Below are 17,216 nucleotides of genomic sequence, written 5' to 3'. Positions count from 1 at the left end.
GATCCAGCAGGGCATAAAGCAGCCCCCGCCGGTACGGCGGGGGCTGCTTTATCTGGAACGGGTGGAACTGTGTGAAACGGGAAAACTGTGTGAAACGGGTGGAACTGTGTGAAACGTTAGAGCTTGCCCTCTTCGGAGCGGCTCGGCACCGGCTTGTTGTCGGCGTCGAACTGGTAAATGCCGATGTACGCCTCGGTGGGGTCGCCGTTCTCGTCGAAGGTCACCGGGCCTGAGTAGCCGTCATAGTCGATGTCCCCGCCGCCGCGCAGGATGGTCACGCAACCCGCGAAGTCGTAGCACTTCTCGCCCTCCTCTGATACGCCCTGCAGCTCCGCAGCCATTGCCTTGCCGTCGGTGCTTCCGGCAGCTTCCGCAGCCAAAGCCAGCATGGTCACGGCGTCGTAGCTTTCACCGGCGTAGGACCAGTCCTTAAGGGCCGGATCCACCGCCAGCAGGGATTCCTTGAAGTTGTCCGAAGCGAACGGACCCGGAATGGTGCCCTGCGCCCCTTCGAGCGTTCCGGCTTCCAGGTCGGCACTGTAGTCGGAGGTGTTGCCGTCCACAAAGAACAGCTGGCTGGGGTCAACACCCTTTGCGGTCAGCAGCGGAACAATGCTCTTGGCCTGTTCAAAGCTGATAACCACAATGGCATCCGGCTTGGCAGCGGCAACCTTGTCCACCTGGCTGCTGAACTGGGATTCGCCCTCGTTGAACATTTCTTCGGCAACAACCTGGCCGCCGGCGGCTTCCACCGAGCTCTTGATGTTGCCCTGCAGGCCGGTGCCGTACGCGTCGTTGAGGACAATCATGCCCACTGTCTGCGCGCCGCAGCTCATGATGTAGTTGCCCAGCGTCCGTCCCTGCAGCACGTCCGAAGGAGCGGTGCGCCAGTACAGCCCGTTGTCGTCCCAGGTGGTGAAGTCCGGGGACGTGTTGGCCGGCGAGAACTGAATGACGCCGGCTCCGGTGATCTGGCCGATGACCGTCTTGGAAACGCCCGAGGATGCGGCACCAACAATGGCGCTTACGCCCTGGCCCAGCATGTCCGTGACCGACTGGGTGGCGATGTCAGTGGTGGTGTCACCGGAATCGCGGTGAAGAACCTCCACATCCTTGCCCAGAACACCCCCTGCCGCGTTCACTTCATTGATGGCCAGGTTCACGCCGGCAACTTCCGGCGGGCCCAGGAAGGCGAGTGCACCTGTGGCCGGAAGCAGCGAACCGATTTTCAGCGGGGTTTCCGTGGTGCCGGTGGAGGCGGGAACGGCCGCGGCATCGCCCTTGGCTCCGGGGTCCGTACCCTTGCCGCCCTCGTTCGGCGGGCAGGTGATGGGCGAGGCGGCAGCGGGAGCGGAGGACCCCGAAGATGATTCCGAACCCGTCGCCGGGTCGGAAGGGGTATCTCCCCCGCTGCAGCCGGAGGCGACAAGTACCAATCCGAGCCCCACCGCCGCGATTCTGGCCGCCCGGCTGTAACCGTCCAGGCCGGGACGGCCCTTGGTGCGTAGTGCAGTCATAGATTTTTTCTCCCCGATCGAAAGGCGGAGGCCTTTGATGCTCTTGTCAGGTGTTCCTGATTAGAAGAAAAGCTAGTTGAATAATGAGTCAAACATAAGGGTTTAGGGTTACGTCCTTGTAACACTCATCACACTACGCACTCCCGCCTCTTGCACTGGAGACGGGCCGCGGGTTAGAACGTGACGCCGCTGCGCAGCAGGACGTTGGCAAAGGGCGTGGCTTCTCCCGTCCGCACGATCAGCCGTACGGACGGAAGAAGGGCCTTGAACTCCTCATGGCTCACCGTTTCCGGCGCCAGCCCGGCATCCGCCAGCACCCGCTCGACGCCGGTGCCCGCGGCTTCCGCAGCCATGACGGCTCCTTCAACCTCTACGTCGGCCAGCACTGCGGTCAGCACTTGTTCAAAGGACGGAATGCCCTTCACCAGCGCCAGGTCCACTGTCTGAACCCCGTCCGGGACGGGCAGGCCGCAGTCGGCAATCGCTACCAGATGCCCGTGCCCCAACCGGGCAATGGCGGCGTTCAGGGGTGCGTTGAGAATACCGGTCTTTTTCATGAGGCGAAGTCGGCCAGGTTCTCGGTGTTCACGGTCGTGACCGGAACGGGGATGGTCTTTTCCACGGTCTCGCCCTCAAGGAGCTGGGCCAGGACTTCAACCGAGCGCTTGCCGAGCTCGGCGGGCTGCTGGGCGATGGTGGCCGTGAGCGTGCCGTCCTTGATGGCGGCGAATCCGCCCTCGGTGCCGTCGAAGCCCACGACGCTGACCTCGGCGCCGGCGCGGCTGCCGAGCGCCTGGATGGCGCCCAGGGCCATTTCATCGTTTTCTGCGAAGACGCCGGTCACGCCGGGGTGTGCCTGCAGCAGGTTGGTGGCAACGTTCAAGGCCTCGGCCCGGTCAAAGTTGGCCGTCTGCTGTGCGGCGATCTTGATGCCCGGGTAGGCCTTGAGCCCTTCGGTGAAACCGGCGCCGCGGTCACGGCTGGCCGATGTTCCGGCAACACCCTGCAGGATGATGATTTCACCCTCCCCGCCCATGGCCTTGGCCAGTTCGTCTGCCGCCTGGCGTCCGCCGGCCTCATTGTCGCTGGAGACCAGGGACTGCACGTCCGCGCCGTTCACCGTGCGGTCCACGGCAACAATCGGGGTTTCGTTGGCCAGCAGGGGGCTCACGGAAGCGGCTGCGGCGTCGGAATCGACCGGATTAATGATGACTCCCTCCGTGCCCGAGGTCGCGGCGGTGGCCAGCTGGTTGGTCTGGGTGGCCGAGTCGTTCTGCGCGTCCAGGACATCGAGCTCCAGGCCGGCGGCTTCGGCGGCGGTTTGCGCTCCGTCGCGCAGTTCGACGAAGAACGGGTTGTTCAGGGTGGACACGGCCAGGGTGACGGTTCCGCCCGAAGCGGCGGCGTCGTCGCCCCGGTTGCAGGCGGTGGCGCCCAGGAGGAGGCCGAGTGAAACGGTGACGGCCGCAGTCTTGCGTGCTGAGGAGAACTTCATTGTTGGTTCCTTTGGATATGGGTTGGGCAGGTGAAGAGAGGTGTGCGTCAATGGGTGGAGTTTTTGCGGCGCAGTGCGTCTGCGCCCACGGCCAGGGCGATGACCAGACCGATCACCACCTGCTGCCAGAACGAGGAATCGTTCAGCAGGTTCAGGCCGTTGCGGATGACCACCAGCACCAGGGCGCCGATCAGTGTGCCGCTGATGCGGCCGACGCCGCCGGCCAGTGAAGCACCGCCAATAACGACGGCGGCAATGGCGTCCAGTTCGTAGCCGGAGGCGGCCTGCGGCTGGGCCGAGTCCAGGCGCCCGGAGAGCAGGAGCCCGGAGAGCAGGAGCCCGGCCAGTGCGGCAAACAGCCCCGAGAGGGCGAACACGGTCACCAGGACCCGGCGTACGGGGATGCCGGAGAGCCGGGCGGCTTCGGTGTTGCCGCCAACGGCGTACATGTACCGGCCAATAACCGTGTAGTTCAGGATCAGCGCGGCAACGATGCCGGCAATGATCAGGACCACGATGGGCATGGGGATCGGGCCGACGTTGCCGCCCAGGAAGGAAACCTCATCCGCCGTCGCAATCGGCCTGCCGTCGGAAAGGACCAGGGTCAGGCCGCGGGCCACGCTGAGCATGGCCAGGGTGGCGATGAATGAGGGCAGCCGGCCGTAGGCAACGGCAAAGCCGCTGACCGCGCCGCTGAGGGCGCCGATCAGCAGTCCGCCAAGCAGCGCGATCCACCCGGGCATGCTGCCCTGGGTAAACATCCAGGCCGACCCCATGGCGGACAGTGCGGCCACCGATCCCACCGAGAGGTCAATGCCGGCGGCCACGATCACAAAGGTCATGCCGAAGGCCAGCACCGCAATCACGGAGGCCTGGATGCCGATGTTCAATAGGTTCGGGCCGGTGAGGAAGTCCGGGGTGGCAATGAAGAGCGCCAGCCCAAGGACCACGAGTCCCACCAGGGCACCGTTGTCGGCGAGGAATTTCTTCGCCCGGGCACTCTTTTCCGGTGCCTGCTTCCGCGCAACCGTTTCCGGTGCCTGCACAGCTGCCTTGTTCATGATCCGTCCTTCATCAGTTGGTCTTCCACATCACGCTGTACATCCCGCACCGCCAGCGACATCACTGCGTCCTGGGTTGCCCCGGCCGCGTCAAGTTCGCCGGCTATGTGCCCGCCGCTCATGACGAGGATCCGGTCGCTCATGCCCAGGACCTCAGGGAGCTCGCTGGACACCATGACGACGGCGCCGCCGGCTGCGGTGATGGCATTGATCAGTTCGTAAATCTCCACCTTGGCGCCCACGTCCACACCGCGGGTCGGCTCGTCCAGCAGCAGCACGGTTGAGCCGGCAACGATCCAGCGGGCAAACACGGCCTTCTGCTGGTTGCCGCCCGAAAGCGAGCCCACCGCCTGGTCCAGGTTGTGCATGCGGATCCGGAGCCGGTCCGCCACTTCCTGGGCGCGCCGCCGCTGGCCGGCAAAGTCCACCACGCCTGCCTTGGCGGTTGAGTTCAGGGTGGCGTAGCCAATGTTGTCGTTCACCGCCGCACCGAGGACCAGTCCCTGGACCTTGCGGTCTTCGGGCACATGTCCAATGCCGGCGCGGATCGCGGCACCGATGTCGCCCTTGGGCAGCAGGGCGTCCCGTACCCGGACGGAGCCTGCGGCATAGGAATCCGCACCCGCGATGGCGCGCACCACTTCCGTCCGTCCCGCCCCCATGAGTCCGGCCAGGGAAACCACTTCTCCGGCACGGACCGAGAAGGACACATCGTGGATGAGGCCCTTGGTGGACAGGCCCTTGACCTCAAGCAGCGTTTCGGCCGGCCCGGTGAAGTCACGGCGGCGGGGAAACTGCTGGTCAATGTCGCGGCCCACCATCAGGCGGACGAGTTCGTCTTCGTGGGTGTCCGCAGGCACCTCGGCAATGAACTTTCCGTCACGCAGCACGGACACTGAATCACCGATGGCCGCAATCTCGTCCAGGTGGTGGGAAATAAACACCATGCCCACGCCCTTCCGGCGCAGGTCCTCGACGACGGCGAACAGGGCGGCGATTTCGCGGTTGGTCAGGGCCGCCGTCGGCTCATCCAGGATGAGCATGCGGGCGTTGAGGCTCAGCGCCTTGGCGATTTCCACCAGCTGCTGGCGGGCAATGCCCAGCTCCCCCACCGGCTGGTCCAGATCCACGTCCAGGCCGATCAGATCCAGGGCAGCCCGGGCACGGGCCTTCATGGCACGGCGGTCCACCATCCCGTACTTCCGCGGCATCCGGCCCAGACAGATGTTCTCGGCCACGCTCATGGAACCCACAAGGTTCAGTTCCTGGTGGATGGTGGCAATCCCCAGGGCCTCGGCCGCCTTGGTGTCCGGCAGGGACACCGGCTGGCCGTCCACAAGGATCCGGCCGCCGTCGGGCTGGTAAACGCCGGACATCATTTTGATCAGGGTGGATTTGCCGGCGCCGTTTTCGCCCAGGAGCACCTGGACCTTGCCGGGACGCACCTGCACGGTGACGCCGTCGATCACCGTCACCGGTCCGAAGGATTTGCTGACGCCCTCAAGCGTCAGGATGGGGTTCTCGCTCATGGTCGTTTTCCTTCTGGACGGGATGGTGTGGAACCACGGATGATGAGCCGACTTGGCAGCACCGCGGATTCCGGTGATTCTCCGGCAATTTCCGCGATCAACAGGTCGACGGCCAAACGCCCCATGGCATGGACGTCGTGCGCAATGACGGTCAGCGCCGGGTTCAGCAGCGTGAAGGCTTCAATGTCGTCGTAGGCCACGAAGGCGACATCCCGGCCGATGGTGAGTGAGCGTTCGTTGCAGACCGCTATGGCGCCAATGCTCATCAGGCTGTCCGCCGCCAGCAGGGCGGTGGGCGGTTCGGCGAGGTCCAACAGGCACCGTGCGCCGGCCGCGCCGCTGGCGGACTGGAAGTCGCCCTGATAGATGAGGCTGCCGTCGTCGTCGGCGCCGGTTTCGGCAACAGCGGCGCGATAGGCCTGCAGGCGCTGGCGTCCGGTGGAGGTGGACTGGGGTCCGGCGATGTAGCCGATCCGGCGGTGGCCGCGCTGCATGAGGTGATGGACGGCGTCGGCGATCCCGCCGGTGTTGTCCGCCGTGACGGAGGGAACCTCGGCACCGTCGACCACGCGGTCCACGAAGACCGTGGGCACCTCGCCGGCGAGCAGCCCGGGCAGGTCCTGTGCGTTGCCCTGCGGCGCGGCGATCAGTCCGTCCACGCGCTGGGACAGCATGACCTCCACGTAGCTGTCCTGCTGTGTCTGGCTCTCGTTGGCATTGCCGAAGAGGGTCAGGTAGCCAAAGTCCCGGGCGCGCTGTTCGACGGCGTGGGCCAGGTCAGCGAAGAACGGGTTGCGGATGTCGGGCAGCAGCAGACCGATGGTCTGCGTGCTGGTCTTGCGCAGGGAGCGGGCCTGGGCGTTGGGACGGAAGCCGAGCTCCGCGGCAGCTGTGCGAACGGCCCGGCGGGCTTCCTCCGACGTGGCGGAGTGCCCCGAAAGAACGCGGGAGGCAGTGGCCGCGGAGACGCCGGCCTTCTGCGCCACGTCCCTGATCGTCGTTGACCGCACACTGCTCCCTACACCGTTGTGGAATCGATTCCATGGAATCGATTCCAAGTATGGGGCAGATCATGGTGTGGCGTCAAACACGTCGAGTTCAGGCCGCACTGCGGGCCGGAGGGCAAGCCCTGGAATACGGACGGGTGCTTCAGTAAAGGCGCAGGTCAGACGGAAATCCCATCGTCTCGCCCTCGGCCCGGAGCACCACAGAAATACTGGTGGACAAAGATCCGCACGCCAACCATCTATGCACGCCGCGCCACCGAATAAGAGTCATGACCCAGCAGCATGCAAGCAACAACGCCCAGCCTCCGCTTCGGGAATGGTCCGGCACCTACGGCGGGTTCTATCTGCTTCCCGGCGATGCGTGGGGTGTCTCGACGGCGCCGGACGGCAGCCCGCAGGCCCGCTGCTGTTCCTGCAGCTGGGAACACGACGCCACAACCGAGGAAGAAGCGGTCCGGATGCTCACCGCACACCTGCGGGTGGCCCACCCCGACCAGCCCGGTGTCGTGAACCCCTCCGACCGGCCGTCGGGTGAAGCGTAAGTCCAGCGGTACCCCAGGTCGGACTCGAACCGACAACACGCAGATTTTAAGTCTGTTGCCTCTGCCATTGGGCTACTGGGGCTGAAGCGAAAGCTTCTGCTCAAGCCTACTGGATGCGCACATGGAGCCGGAAACAGCAGCGGCGGCCCCTCCCGAAGGAGGAACCGCCGTCGTGCATGTTATTGCGAGAAGGAAGGGCCTACTTGCCGGCCATTTCCTTCTTCTTGGCCGGGGTGGCGGCCGCAACGAACGCCGAACGCGGGTTCTTCAGGTTGCGCAGACCGGTGAGGTCGCGGCCGAAGCTCACGTTCAGCAGCCAGCCGGAGATCACGCGGAACTTGCGCTCGAACATCGGCATGGCCAGGCCGTGGTAGCCGCGGTGTGCCAGCCAGGCCGGGAAGCCCTTCATGCCGAAGCCCATGATGTTGGCAATGCCCTTGTACTGGCCCAGACCGGCCACGGCGCCGAGGTTCTTGTGGTTGTACTCTTCGATGCTGCCTTCGCCGTAGCGTGCTGCCAGAAGGTTCTTGGCGAGCAGCTTGGCCTGGCGGACGGCGTGCTGTGCGTTGGGAACGCAGAACCCGCCGACTCCGCCGCCGGAAAGATCCGGAACAGCAGAGACGTCGCCGGCAGCCCAGGCGCCGTCGATGGGGCCGTCGTCGCCGGTGATGCGCAGTTCGGCGTTGGCACGGACGCGGCCGCGCTCGTCAACCGGGAAGTCGGTGGCGCGGACCATCGGGTTGGCCTGCACACCGGCAGTCCAGATGAGGGTGTCTGCACCGAATTCACCGGCCGGGGACTTATCCGCCATGTTGATCAGCTTGAGGACGCCGTCCTCAGCCGAAGCCAGGGAGGTGTTCAGCAGGACCTCGATGCCGCGGGCACGCATGCTGGAGACAACCCATTCGGCCTGCTCCGGCTTGACCTCGGGCATAACGCGGCCCATGGCTTCGATCATGACAAAACGGAGGTCTTCACGCTTCAGGCGGCTGTTCTCGCGGACGGCGTCGCGCGCCATGTCCTCGATTTCAGTCAGGGTTTCGATGCCGGCAAAGCCGCCGCCGACGACGACGAACGTCAGGGCGCGCTCGCGCTCCGGACCTGCGGGCATCAGGGAAGCGGTTTCGATGCGCTCGAGCACGTGGTTGCGGGTGGCCACGGCTTCTTCGATGGTCTTCATGCCGATGCCGGCCTCGGCGAGGCCCGGGATCGGGAAGGTGCGGGTGATGGAACCTGCAGCCAGGACAACGTCCTGGTACGGCAGTTCAAACGGCTCGCTGCCGTCAGCCGGTTCAACAACGGCCGTGCGGGCCGCGTGGTTGATGGAGGTCACCTTGCCGGTGATCAGTTCCGTGTCCTTGAGGTGCATGCGGTGGGAAACCACGGCGTCGCGGGCTTCGATGGTGCCTGCGGCCACCTCGGGAAGGAAGGGCTGGTACGTCATGTAAGGCAGCGGGTCCACAACAGTGACGATGCCACCCTCAGCCTTGACCTTATTCTGGAGGTTCTTGGCTACGTAGAGTCCTACGTAGCCACCGCCTACCACCAGGACGCGCGGACGGTCTGAAAACTGTGTTGTAGATGCCATGCCTACATGGTACCTGAGTTTGTGAAAAGCTTCACGAGAGATTTGGCTGCTCCGGAGGCAGTATTTTCGTCTCGTCAAAGGCCGGATTCTCCTGCCCCCGGCGGCGTGCCCGGGCAATGGCGACCGCCCCTGCGGCTGTGACCAAAATCAGCAGCGCGCCGAAACCGATCACAATGGTTCCGGGCAGCAAATCAGTCTCGGTTCCGGGGGCCAGTGCTGCCGGTACCGTCGGTTCCGGCAGGTCCGGCGCCATGGGTTGCGCCGCGTCCGGAACCTCGCCGGCCGGAGCCGGAGCGGTGTCGCGGCGGTGGATGCGGATCCAGTCCGCAATGCTGCCCAGCGGATTCGCGGCCACGGAGGGAACGTCGGCGGTCAGAGCGGCACCGGCATCCAACAGCCCGTATCCGTAGAGGGTGTCCTGGCCCGGGGCACCGGCCTCGCGGGCAGTGGCGGTGATCCGGTTGATGACATCCGCGGCGCTGAGGTCCGGATACGCGGACCGGATGAGCGCAGCGGTTCCTGCCACCAGCGGCGCGGCCCCGGAGGTTCCGCTCCAATCCGCATAGCGGGCCGGGCCTCCGGGCAGTCCGCCCACGAGGTCCTCCGCCGGCGCGGCCACGCCGATGCTGATCCCCTCCGAGGAGGAATCCCGGCTGGCTGCACCCAAGCGGTCCAGTCCGGCGACCGTGAGGACGCCGGGAATGGTGGCCGGAGCGCCCACCTGGACCATGCCCACGCCGCGGTTTCCGGCGGCAGCCACCACCACCACGTCCTGCTCCTCGGCGTACAGGAAGGCCTCATCCCAGCTTTCCGGCCAGGAGGGAGAGGTGCTGCCCAGGGACATGTTGATGACTTGGGCGCCGTTGTCCACGGCCCACCGAATGGCCACCGGGATCTGGTCTTCGATCGGAATTCCGGCCGGATTCTCCGGACCGATCCATGCTGAGACCGCCAGCAGCTCGGCTTTGGGCGCCACACCGATGATGCCGTCGGACTTGGCCTGTTCCGCGGCGGGTGACGGTGACGGGTCTTTCGGAGCTTTGTCCGTAGTCTTGCCGTTCTCGGCTGGGTTCTTGCCGGTCTGGGCGGGCGACGGCGGGGCGGCCGGGGCGGCTGGGGCGTGTCCGCGCCCCGCGAGCAGGGTGGCCACGAGCGTCCCGTGCGAGGGGTTGCTTCCGAGCCCTCTGCCTCCGGCCGGATCTCCGGCGCCGGACACATCTGTACCGCCGGTGACCGCGCCGGCCAGATCGGGATGGGTCGGATCGATTCCGGTGTCGATGACCGCGACCTTCACGCCCTCGCCCTGGCTGACGGCCCAGGCTTCATCAAAACCGTAATCGGCCAGCCAGTACTGCTTGTCCCGCCATTGGTCGGCGGCAGCCGGACCGGCCGGAAGGAAGGCCAGCAGAAGGAGCACCGCCGTGAGGACAGCTCCCCTGCCCTTCCGGTGTCCCGGCCTTAAAACCGCCGACGCACGGGTCACCGGGCAGCGCTCAGGGCGATGCCGTCCAAAATGTCGTGTTCACTGGTCACCGCTGAAGCAACCTTGCCGTCGGTCAGCTCCGAGACCCGGTCCACGATGGTCTGCCAGATCAGGGCGCCGGCGCCGATCACGTCCACCCGGCCCGGATGCATGTAGGGCAGTTCCGCCCGTGCGTCCCGGTCCATGTGCAGCAGTTCACCGGCAGCCTGGTCAATCCGGGCTTCGTCCAGCTCGGCGCCGTGGATCGCCTCGGCGGAGTATTCCGGCAGGCGCAGGGCGTGGGCGGTGACCGTGGTGATGGTACCGGCGACGCCCACCAGGCGGTCGGCCTCGGCCAGCGGAACGGTGGACAGGACCTGGGCAATGATGTCCAGGATGTCTCCGCGGGCCATCGCAATTTCCGCTTCGGTGGGCGGATTGGACGTGAGGTGGCGCTCGGTGAAGCGGACGCAGCCCATGTTGGTGCTCTTGGCCGCCAAAACTCCGTCAGCGGTGCCCAGCACAAACTCCGTGCTGCCGCCGCCCAGATCCACAACCAAAGTCTTGGACCCGTTGCTGCTGCCCAGGACGCTGGTAGCCCCGGCGAAGGACAGGCCCGCTTCTTCGTCTCCGGAGATGACCTCGGGCTCCACGCCCAGCCGCTCGCGGATGCCGGCCACGAACTCCTCGCGGTTTTCGGCATCCCGGCTGGCGGACGTAGCGACGAAGCGGACGCGCTCGGCTCCGTGTTCACGGATCAGGGCGGCGTATTCGTCAGCTGCCTCGAAGGTGCGTTCCAGCGCCTCGGGAGCCAGGCGTCCGGTAGCGTCCACGCCCTGCCCGAGCCGGTTGACCCGCATCAGGCGCACGACGTCGGTCAGCCGGGGCACACCGTCGTCCTGCGTGACGTCGGCGATCAGCAGGCGGATGGAATTGGTCCCGCAGTCGACGGCGGCTACGCGGACAGTGGGACGGGAGGCTTCGGCCTCCGCACTGTCGGCGCCCGGCTGGATCGGTGCGCTGGCTGAATTGTTCACGGCTTCCCCTGCTGGTCGGCGTCGGCTGCGGCCTGGACGGCCTCTCGGCGGGCGGCACGCTTGGCGTCCAGTTCCTCTGCTGTGAGGCCCTGGGTCTTGGTGTGCCGGCTCAGGTCGCGGCTCGGCACTGCTCCTGTGGTGTCCCACGCGCCCTCACAGTAGCAGCGGTCGCGGGTCCACCACGGCGAAATGCGTTCCAAAGCTTCGTCACCCAGCGGGTTCACGCCGGGGCCGGCGGCCAGGGAGTGGCCCACCAGCACATGCAGGCACTTCACGCGGGTGGGCATGCCGCCGGCTGAAACGCCGTCGATCTCCGGAACAGGGCCGACGCCGGTGCGGGCGCCGATTTCGTCGCGCACCTGCAGGTACGCCTCGTGGGCGGCCCGGTAGCGGTCCGCAAGCTCGGGATCCTGCTCCAGCCGCTCGGTCATTTCATTCATGACGCCGGCAGCTTCCAACCGCGAGACCGCAGCAGTGATGACCGGGTGCGCCAGATAGTAGGTGGTGGGGAACGGAATGCCGTTGCTCAGGCGCGGAGCCGTGGTGGCAACAAGCGGATTGCCGCACACGCAGCGGGCGCCGATTTCCACGACGTCGCGTGCCGGCCTGCCGAGCTGACGGCTCAGTGTCTCCAGATCTTCGGAGGTGGGGGTGAGCTGCTCCTGGGTCATGCCGGAGGTTCCTTCCTGGGGGCCTGAACAAGCCCCGGGTGAATAATGTCTGCGCTTCTAAGATTACTGTGCGCAGAAGGACGCCGGAGCCGCAGCCGCGGGATTCCGGTGCTGCAGCTGCCCGGCTAAGGTGCGTTGGCGGACCGCTTGACGGAGTCCCACAGGGAGTCCACCCACTTCAGGTCCGTTTCCTCTTCCTGTGCCTCCTGCTCCACGGTTTCCACGCCATCCTCGCCCTTGACGAGATAGCGCGTCTCACCGGGCATCACCAGGAAAATCCGTTCCCGCGCCTGCTGCTTGATGTAATTGGGGTCCTCCCAGCGCTGAAGCTGGGACTCCAGGGTGGCGGACTTCTCTTTCTGCTCGGCAATCTCCGTCTGCAGGGCCGTGATGTCCGACCGCTGGTGCACATAAGTGTTCACTGACGGTGTCAGGAGGACGATCACCACGATCATCACCATGGCGAGGACCAGCAGCCTGCCGGAGAAGGCCTTCGCCGGAACCGGACGCAAATGGTCCGAGGATTCGTCCGCGGAGGAAGCGGAAGCCACAGAGGAACCTTCGGCGAGGATCCGGGAACGCTGCCGCAGCCGGCCGGCCGCAGCGGCTGCCCTGCTCCGCGCCGAGGTGTCCGAGGTGTCAGCGCCGGCCGCCTTACCGGCAGCCTTGCCGGCAGTCTTCGCCTGGGAGCCCGCAGCCTTGGGTGCGGATTCCTTCGCGGAAGAGGTCGCAGCCGAGGATGCCTTCGCGGCGGATGTCTTGACGGTGGATGTCTTAGCAGCGGATGTCTTAGCAGCAGGGGCCGCCGTTGCGCGGGGTGCCTGGTCTGAGGCGGCATCCACCGGCTTGGTGGCACTGATGACGTCCGGATCCGCTGCGGCGGTCTTTCGTCGAACGGACCGGGCCGCGCTGCGGCCGGCGGTGTCCCCGCCGGTGCCGGAACCGTCAGGAGCGGAGCCTGCCTTGGGAACTTTCGGACGTCGGGTGGGCATGGAACTCCTTGGTGCAGCGGAACTGGCTTGGCGCGCCCGGCAGAGACGGCGGTCTCGGCGTCGGCTGTGGAACGGATTATGTAAAAGGGCTTAAACACAACCGGCGGGCACCCTCTATAAAGAGGGTACCCACCAGCAGCAGGCTTACTCTGCCGTGAAACGCGGGAACGCGCTGCGTCCTGCGTAGCGTGCGGCGTCGTCGAGCTCTTCTTCGATGCGCAGCAGCTGGTTGTACTTGGCAACGCGCTCGGAGCGGGCGGGGGCACCGGTCTTGATCTGGCCCGCGTTGGTGGCAACGCAGATGTCAGCAATGGTGGTGTCCTCGGTTTCGCCGGAGCGGTGCGAGGTGATGGTGGTGAAACCGGCACGCTGGGCCATGGTGATGGCGTCCAGGGTTTCGGAAAGGGTGCCGATCTGGTTGACCTTGACCAGCAGGGAGTTGGCGGCGTTCATCTTGATGCCGGTCTCCAGGCGGGTGGGGTTGGTGACGAAGAGATCGTCACCCACCAGCTGCACCTTGTCGCCCAGACGGGCGGTCAGTGCTGCCCAGCCTTCCCAGTCATTCTCATCCAGCGGATCTTCGATGGAAACCAGCGGGTAGTCGCGGACCAGTTCCTCGTAGTACGCGGACATTTCCTCGGCGGTGCGGTTCTGTCCTTCGAAGACGTAGGCGCCGTCCTTGAAGAACTCAGAGGAGGCAACGTCCAGGGCCAGGGCGATGTCCGTGCCCGGGGTGTAGCCGGCGCGGGTGATGGCCTCGAGGATCAGGTCCAGGGCTGCACGGTTGGAAGGCAGGTTCGGAGCGAAGCCGCCCTCGTCGCCCAGACCGGTGGACAGGTTCTTTTCCTTGAGGACGGACTTGAGGTTGTGGTAGACCTCGACGCCCCAGCGCAGGCCCTCGGAGTAGGTCTGCGCACCCAGGGGAACAATCATGAATTCCTGGATGTCGACGTCGGAATCGGCGTGCGATCCGCCGTTGAGGATGTTCATCAGCGGCACCGGCAGGATGTGAGCGTTGGGGCCGCCCAGGTAGCGGTACAGCGGCAGGGCTGCGGATTCTGCTGCGGCGCGGGCCACGGCCAGGGACACACCAAGCATGGCGTTGGCGCCCAGGCCGGACTTGTTCTCCGTGCCGTCCAGGTCAATCATGGCCTGATCGATGGCGCGCTGATCGGCAGCATCGAAGCCCAGCAGCGCCGGCTGAATCTGCTCGATGACGGCTTCAACGGCCTGCAGGACACCCTTGCCCTGGTAACGGGTCTTCTCGCCGTCGCGGCGCTCGTTGGCTTCGAAGGCACCGGTGGAGGCGCCGGAGGGAACCGCGGCGCGGCCAAACGTGTCATCATCCAGCAGAACCTCTACCTCAACGGTCGGGTTACCGCGGGAATCCAGGATTTCGCGGGCGTGAATGGCATCGATGATTGCCATGGGAATGCTCCTGTTCGTTGGAACGCTAGGGGTAACTACAGCCCGGCCTATGAAGCGGGCCACGCTGTCTGCTTCCAGCCTAGTTGAAACCGGCGCCGCCGTAAGGCCCCTTGGTGCCAATCCGGCGTTCTGTTGGGCTGCGGACGGGCCCTGTGTGCCTTAGCGGCCGGCCGTGAACCGGCGCACTGCCTCCCGGAGGGCAGCTTCCGCATCCAGTCCCTGCGCCTGGGCCTGCGCAACGACGGCGAACAGGTGATCTCCCAGCTCCTCGGACCCCTGCCAGGTGCGCCCGGATGCGGCTTCCGGGGTGGCCGAAGGCACCTCCAGCCCGGCACGGCGGGCCCGCTCCTGCGTTTTGGCGGCCAGCAGGAGCGCCGGCAGACCGGCGGGAATTCCGTCGAAGGGTGAGGTCCGTTCCGGCTTTTCCCGGCGCTTCGCTGCGTCCCAGGCCTGCTCTATTTCGGCGGTATCCGCTGTGGTGGCGGCGCGCACCGAGCCGTCGGGGGCAAAGACGTGCGGATTGCGGCGAATCATTTTGGCTGTGAGCGATTCCACTACATCGACAATGCCAAAGTGGCCGGATTCCTCCTGCAGCCGTGCATGCAGCAGCACCTGGAACAGGACATCGCCCAGTTCTCCGGCAAGTTCCCGGGCGTCTTCGGGGCCGGTGTGTCCGGTCTCCACCGCCTCCGCCACTTCATAGGCTTCCTCAATGAGGTACTCCAGCAGGGACTGATGTGTCAGCGCCCCGGTCCACGGGCAGCGCTCGCGCAGGATGGCGACAACCTGGGCCAGGCGGGTGAACCGCCGGCCCAGGTCACCGCCGTCGCTGGTGGGCTCCTGTTCAGCCACGGGCCTGGTTGAAGCCGTCCGTCACGTAGGCGGCCAGGGCATCGCGCTCTTCCAGCGGAAGGAAGGCGGCATCCACTGCGTTCATGGTGAGCTCCAGGATGTCGTCCAGGTCATAATCAAAGGCGTCCGCCAGCAGCTCGAATTCGCCGGTCAGCGTGACACCGCTCATCAGCCGGTTGTCGGTGTTCACCGTGACCTGGAAACCGGTCTGGTACAGCAGGTCGATGGGGTGGGCCTCGATATCCTCGCCGAAAGAGGCGACGGCACCGGTCTGCAGGTTGGAGGAAGGGCAGATCTCCAGCGGAATTCCCCGGTCCCGGACCCATGCGGCCACCTGGCCGATGGAAACCAAGCCCACCTCGGCGTCCGTCTCCTGCCCGGCGGCGCCGTCCACGCCCTCTTCGACATCGGCGTCGAACTCGGCGTCGAACTCCACGTCAATGTCCTCGGCAATCCGGACGCCGTGGCCCAGCCGCAGTGCCCGCCCGTGCACCAGGGCATCCCTGATGCTGTCTACTCCGGCAGCCTCGCCGGCATGGACGGTGACAGGGAACTGGTTTTCGGCCAGGTACGTGAAGGTGTCGGCAAAGCGGGAGGCCGGGAAGCCGTCCTCGGCGCCGGCTATGTCAAAGCCAACGGCTCCGTTGTAGCGGTGCCGGACGGCCAGTTCGGCGAGTTCCATCGCACGGTCGGCATGCCGCATGGCGGTGATGAGCTGGCCCACCTGGATCAGGTGCCCGCCTTCTTCAACGGCTTCCACGCCGGCCTCCAGGCCTTCCTGCACCGCTTCCACCGCTTCGTCCAGGCTCAGGCCGCCGCTCAGGTGCTGCTCGGGAGCCCAGCGGATCTCGGCGTACACCACGCCGTCATCGGCCAGGTCTTCAACGAACTCGCGTGCCACCCGGATAAGGCCTTCGCGGGTCTGCATCACGGCAATCGTGTGGTCAAAGGTTTCCAGGTAGCGCTCCAGCGACCCGGAGTCGGCAGACTCGCGGAACCACTCCCCCAGTGCCACGGGATCCGTGGAGGGAAGCTCGTGTCCCGCCAGCGCGGCAAGTTCAATGATGGTCTCCGGGCGCAGACCGCCGTCGAGATGGTCATGCAGCGACACCTTCGGCAGGCTGCGGATATCGAGAGTCGGGTCAGAGGCAGGAAGCAGTATGGGCTCAGTCACGGTGCCAACTCTACGTGAGCTGCGGCACGCCTTCCGAGTCCGCCGGGTTCGTCCGGCGGGATCAGGGGGCTTCGGACCTGTCTTCGGCTTTCGGGGCGCCGCTGCCGGAGGTCCGGGCTGGGTGTGCCTTCCGAGCTGCCTGGGCCGCTTCATGGCGGAGCCGGGCTTCCTCGCGGCTGGTTCCCAGCGGCGTCGGGCCGCGCAGCTTGGTGATGATCCGGTCAATGATCAGGCCCAGGACCATGGCAACCGCAATGGCCACCACCACGCCCAGAAGGTGGTTTTCCTTGAACCATCTTCCGGCCAGCGCTCCGATGGCAACGCTGTAACCGGCCCAGGCCACCGCTGACATGGCGGTCAGCGAGACAAAGACGCGCCGCGGAAAACCTGTGCCTCCAGCGGTGAGGTTAACCACCACGCGCCCGATGGGAATGAAGCGGGCCACCAGGATGAGTGAGACGGAGCGGTGGTCCAGCTCCTTCCGGGCCCAGACGAATCCGCGCTGCATCCGGGGCCCGCGCATCCACCGGAACCGTTCGACGCCGATCCGCCGGCCCAGCAGATAGGCGAAGTTGTCGCCCAGGAAGGCACCGCACGCGGCAGCGGCCATGACCAGCCAGGGGTTGGGGCCGGCACCGGTGGCCACCAGGGCTGCCAGTCCCACCACCAGGGATTCGCTCGGGACGGGCGGGAAGAAACCGTCAATCAGGCAGAACGCGAACAACGCCAAGTAGACCCACCATGCATCGGCGGAAATCAGGATGAAGTTGTTGATGCTGTCCATTGCGGTGCTCAGCACGTCCAGACGGGTCTCCTCGGCTCGGTCTCTGGTACCTACAACGATGCCACCAACACATCGGT

Annotated in this window: 16 protein-coding genes and 1 tRNA gene; 1 reads left to right on the top strand and 16 read right to left on the bottom strand. The window is 66.0% G+C overall.

What is annotated here, in order from left to right:
* Window positions 1-116: 116 nt before the first annotated feature.
* The 6 genes from AC4D2W_RS11730 to AC4D2W_RS11705 all read right to left on the bottom strand — a co-directional run bounded on the left by AC4D2W_RS11730 (window position 117) and on the right by AC4D2W_RS11705 (window position 6,588).
* Entirely contained in the window at window positions 117-1,517 is a 1,401-nt protein-coding gene (locus AC4D2W_RS11730; RefSeq protein WP_490927080.1) for an ABC transporter substrate-binding protein, read from the bottom strand.
* Window positions 1,518-1,690: 173 nt separating this feature from the next.
* Entirely contained in the window at window positions 1,691-2,074 is a 384-nt protein-coding gene (gene rbsD, locus AC4D2W_RS11725; RefSeq protein ID WP_490927079.1) for a D-ribose pyranase, read from the bottom strand.
* Window positions 2,071-3,012, bottom strand: coding sequence for a substrate-binding domain-containing protein (locus AC4D2W_RS11720; protein WP_490927078.1), 942 nt, complete (start codon window positions 3,010-3,012; stop codon window positions 2,071-2,073). The genes rbsD and AC4D2W_RS11720 overlap by 4 nt, the downstream gene beginning before the upstream one ends.
* Before the next feature lie 47 nt (window positions 3,013-3,059).
* Window positions 3,060-4,073 (bottom strand): ABC transporter permease, encoded by a 1,014-nt coding sequence (locus AC4D2W_RS11715; RefSeq protein WP_490927077.1) that lies wholly within the window; start codon window positions 4,071-4,073, stop codon window positions 3,060-3,062.
* On the bottom strand, window positions 4,070-5,602 hold the full coding sequence (locus tag AC4D2W_RS11710; protein WP_490927076.1) for a sugar ABC transporter ATP-binding protein: 1,533 nt from the start codon (window positions 5,600-5,602) through the stop codon (window positions 4,070-4,072). Before AC4D2W_RS11710 ends, AC4D2W_RS11715 begins: the two co-directional genes overlap by 4 nt.
* Window positions 5,599-6,588, bottom strand: coding sequence for a LacI family DNA-binding transcriptional regulator (locus AC4D2W_RS11705; RefSeq protein WP_490927075.1), 990 nt, complete (start codon window positions 6,586-6,588; stop codon window positions 5,599-5,601). Before AC4D2W_RS11705 ends, AC4D2W_RS11710 begins: the two co-directional genes overlap by 4 nt.
* 290 nt (window positions 6,589-6,878) lie before the next feature.
* Here AC4D2W_RS11705 and AC4D2W_RS11700 point away from each other — a divergent pair, with 290 nt between their 5' ends.
* Window positions 6,879-7,151, top strand: coding sequence for a hypothetical protein (locus AC4D2W_RS11700; RefSeq protein WP_490927074.1), 273 nt, complete (start codon window positions 6,879-6,881; stop codon window positions 7,149-7,151).
* A gap of 9 nt (window positions 7,152-7,160) precedes the next feature.
* Here AC4D2W_RS11700 and AC4D2W_RS11695 read toward each other — a convergent pair.
* The 10 genes from AC4D2W_RS11695 to AC4D2W_RS11650 all read right to left on the bottom strand — a co-directional run bounded on the left by AC4D2W_RS11695 (window position 7,161) and on the right by AC4D2W_RS11650 (window position 17,139).
* Window positions 7,161-7,233 (bottom strand) — tRNA-Leu (locus AC4D2W_RS11695).
* Window positions 7,234-7,350: 117 nt separating this feature from the next.
* A complete protein-coding gene (locus AC4D2W_RS11690) occupies window positions 7,351-8,739 on the bottom strand; it encodes an NAD(P)/FAD-dependent oxidoreductase (RefSeq protein WP_490927073.1) in 1,389 nt (462 codons plus the stop codon).
* Window positions 8,740-8,770: 31 nt separating this feature from the next.
* Window positions 8,771-10,156 carry a S8 family serine peptidase gene (locus AC4D2W_RS11685; RefSeq protein WP_490927072.1) on the bottom strand — a complete coding sequence of 462 codons (1,386 nt, stop codon included), beginning with the start codon at window positions 10,154-10,156 and terminating at the stop codon, window positions 8,771-8,773.
* A 62-nt stretch (window positions 10,157-10,218) separates the two neighbouring features.
* The gene (locus tag AC4D2W_RS11680) at window positions 10,219-11,214 is read right to left on the bottom strand and encodes a Ppx/GppA phosphatase family protein (protein ID WP_490927434.1); all 996 of its coding nucleotides are present in this window, start codon (window positions 11,212-11,214) and stop codon (window positions 10,219-10,221) included.
* A gap of 20 nt (window positions 11,215-11,234) precedes the next feature.
* On the bottom strand, window positions 11,235-11,909 hold the full coding sequence (locus AC4D2W_RS11675; RefSeq protein WP_490927071.1) for a DUF501 domain-containing protein: 675 nt from the start codon (window positions 11,907-11,909) through the stop codon (window positions 11,235-11,237).
* Between the two features lie 125 nt (window positions 11,910-12,034).
* The gene (locus tag AC4D2W_RS11670; RefSeq protein ID WP_490927070.1) at window positions 12,035-12,901 is read right to left on the bottom strand and encodes an FtsB family cell division protein; all 867 of its coding nucleotides are present in this window, start codon (window positions 12,899-12,901) and stop codon (window positions 12,035-12,037) included.
* 144 nt (window positions 12,902-13,045) lie between these two features.
* On the bottom strand, window positions 13,046-14,329 hold the full coding sequence (eno, locus tag AC4D2W_RS11665; protein WP_490927069.1) for a phosphopyruvate hydratase: 1,284 nt from the start codon (window positions 14,327-14,329) through the stop codon (window positions 13,046-13,048).
* Between the two features lie 159 nt (window positions 14,330-14,488).
* Window positions 14,489-15,181, bottom strand: a complete 693-nt coding sequence (locus AC4D2W_RS11660; protein WP_490927068.1) for a MazG nucleotide pyrophosphohydrolase domain-containing protein — start codon at window positions 15,179-15,181, stop codon at window positions 14,489-14,491.
* Window positions 15,174-16,355: an adenosine deaminase gene (locus tag AC4D2W_RS11655; protein ID WP_490927067.1), complete on the bottom strand. Its 1,182-nt coding sequence runs from the start codon at window positions 16,353-16,355 to the stop codon at window positions 15,174-15,176. The genes AC4D2W_RS11660 and AC4D2W_RS11655 overlap by 8 nt, the downstream gene beginning before the upstream one ends.
* Window positions 16,356-16,416: 61 nt before the next feature.
* Complete coding sequence (locus tag AC4D2W_RS11650; protein ID WP_490927433.1) at window positions 16,417-17,139, bottom strand: DedA family protein; 723 nt, start codon at window positions 17,137-17,139, stop codon at window positions 16,417-16,419.
* Between the last annotated feature and the right edge of the window lie 77 nt (window positions 17,140-17,216).

Source organism: Arthrobacter sp. TJ-58 (assembly GCF_058269295.1).
Note: the sequence above shows the minus strand (reverse complement) of the source record. Positions and strands in the feature narration are given on the sequence as shown.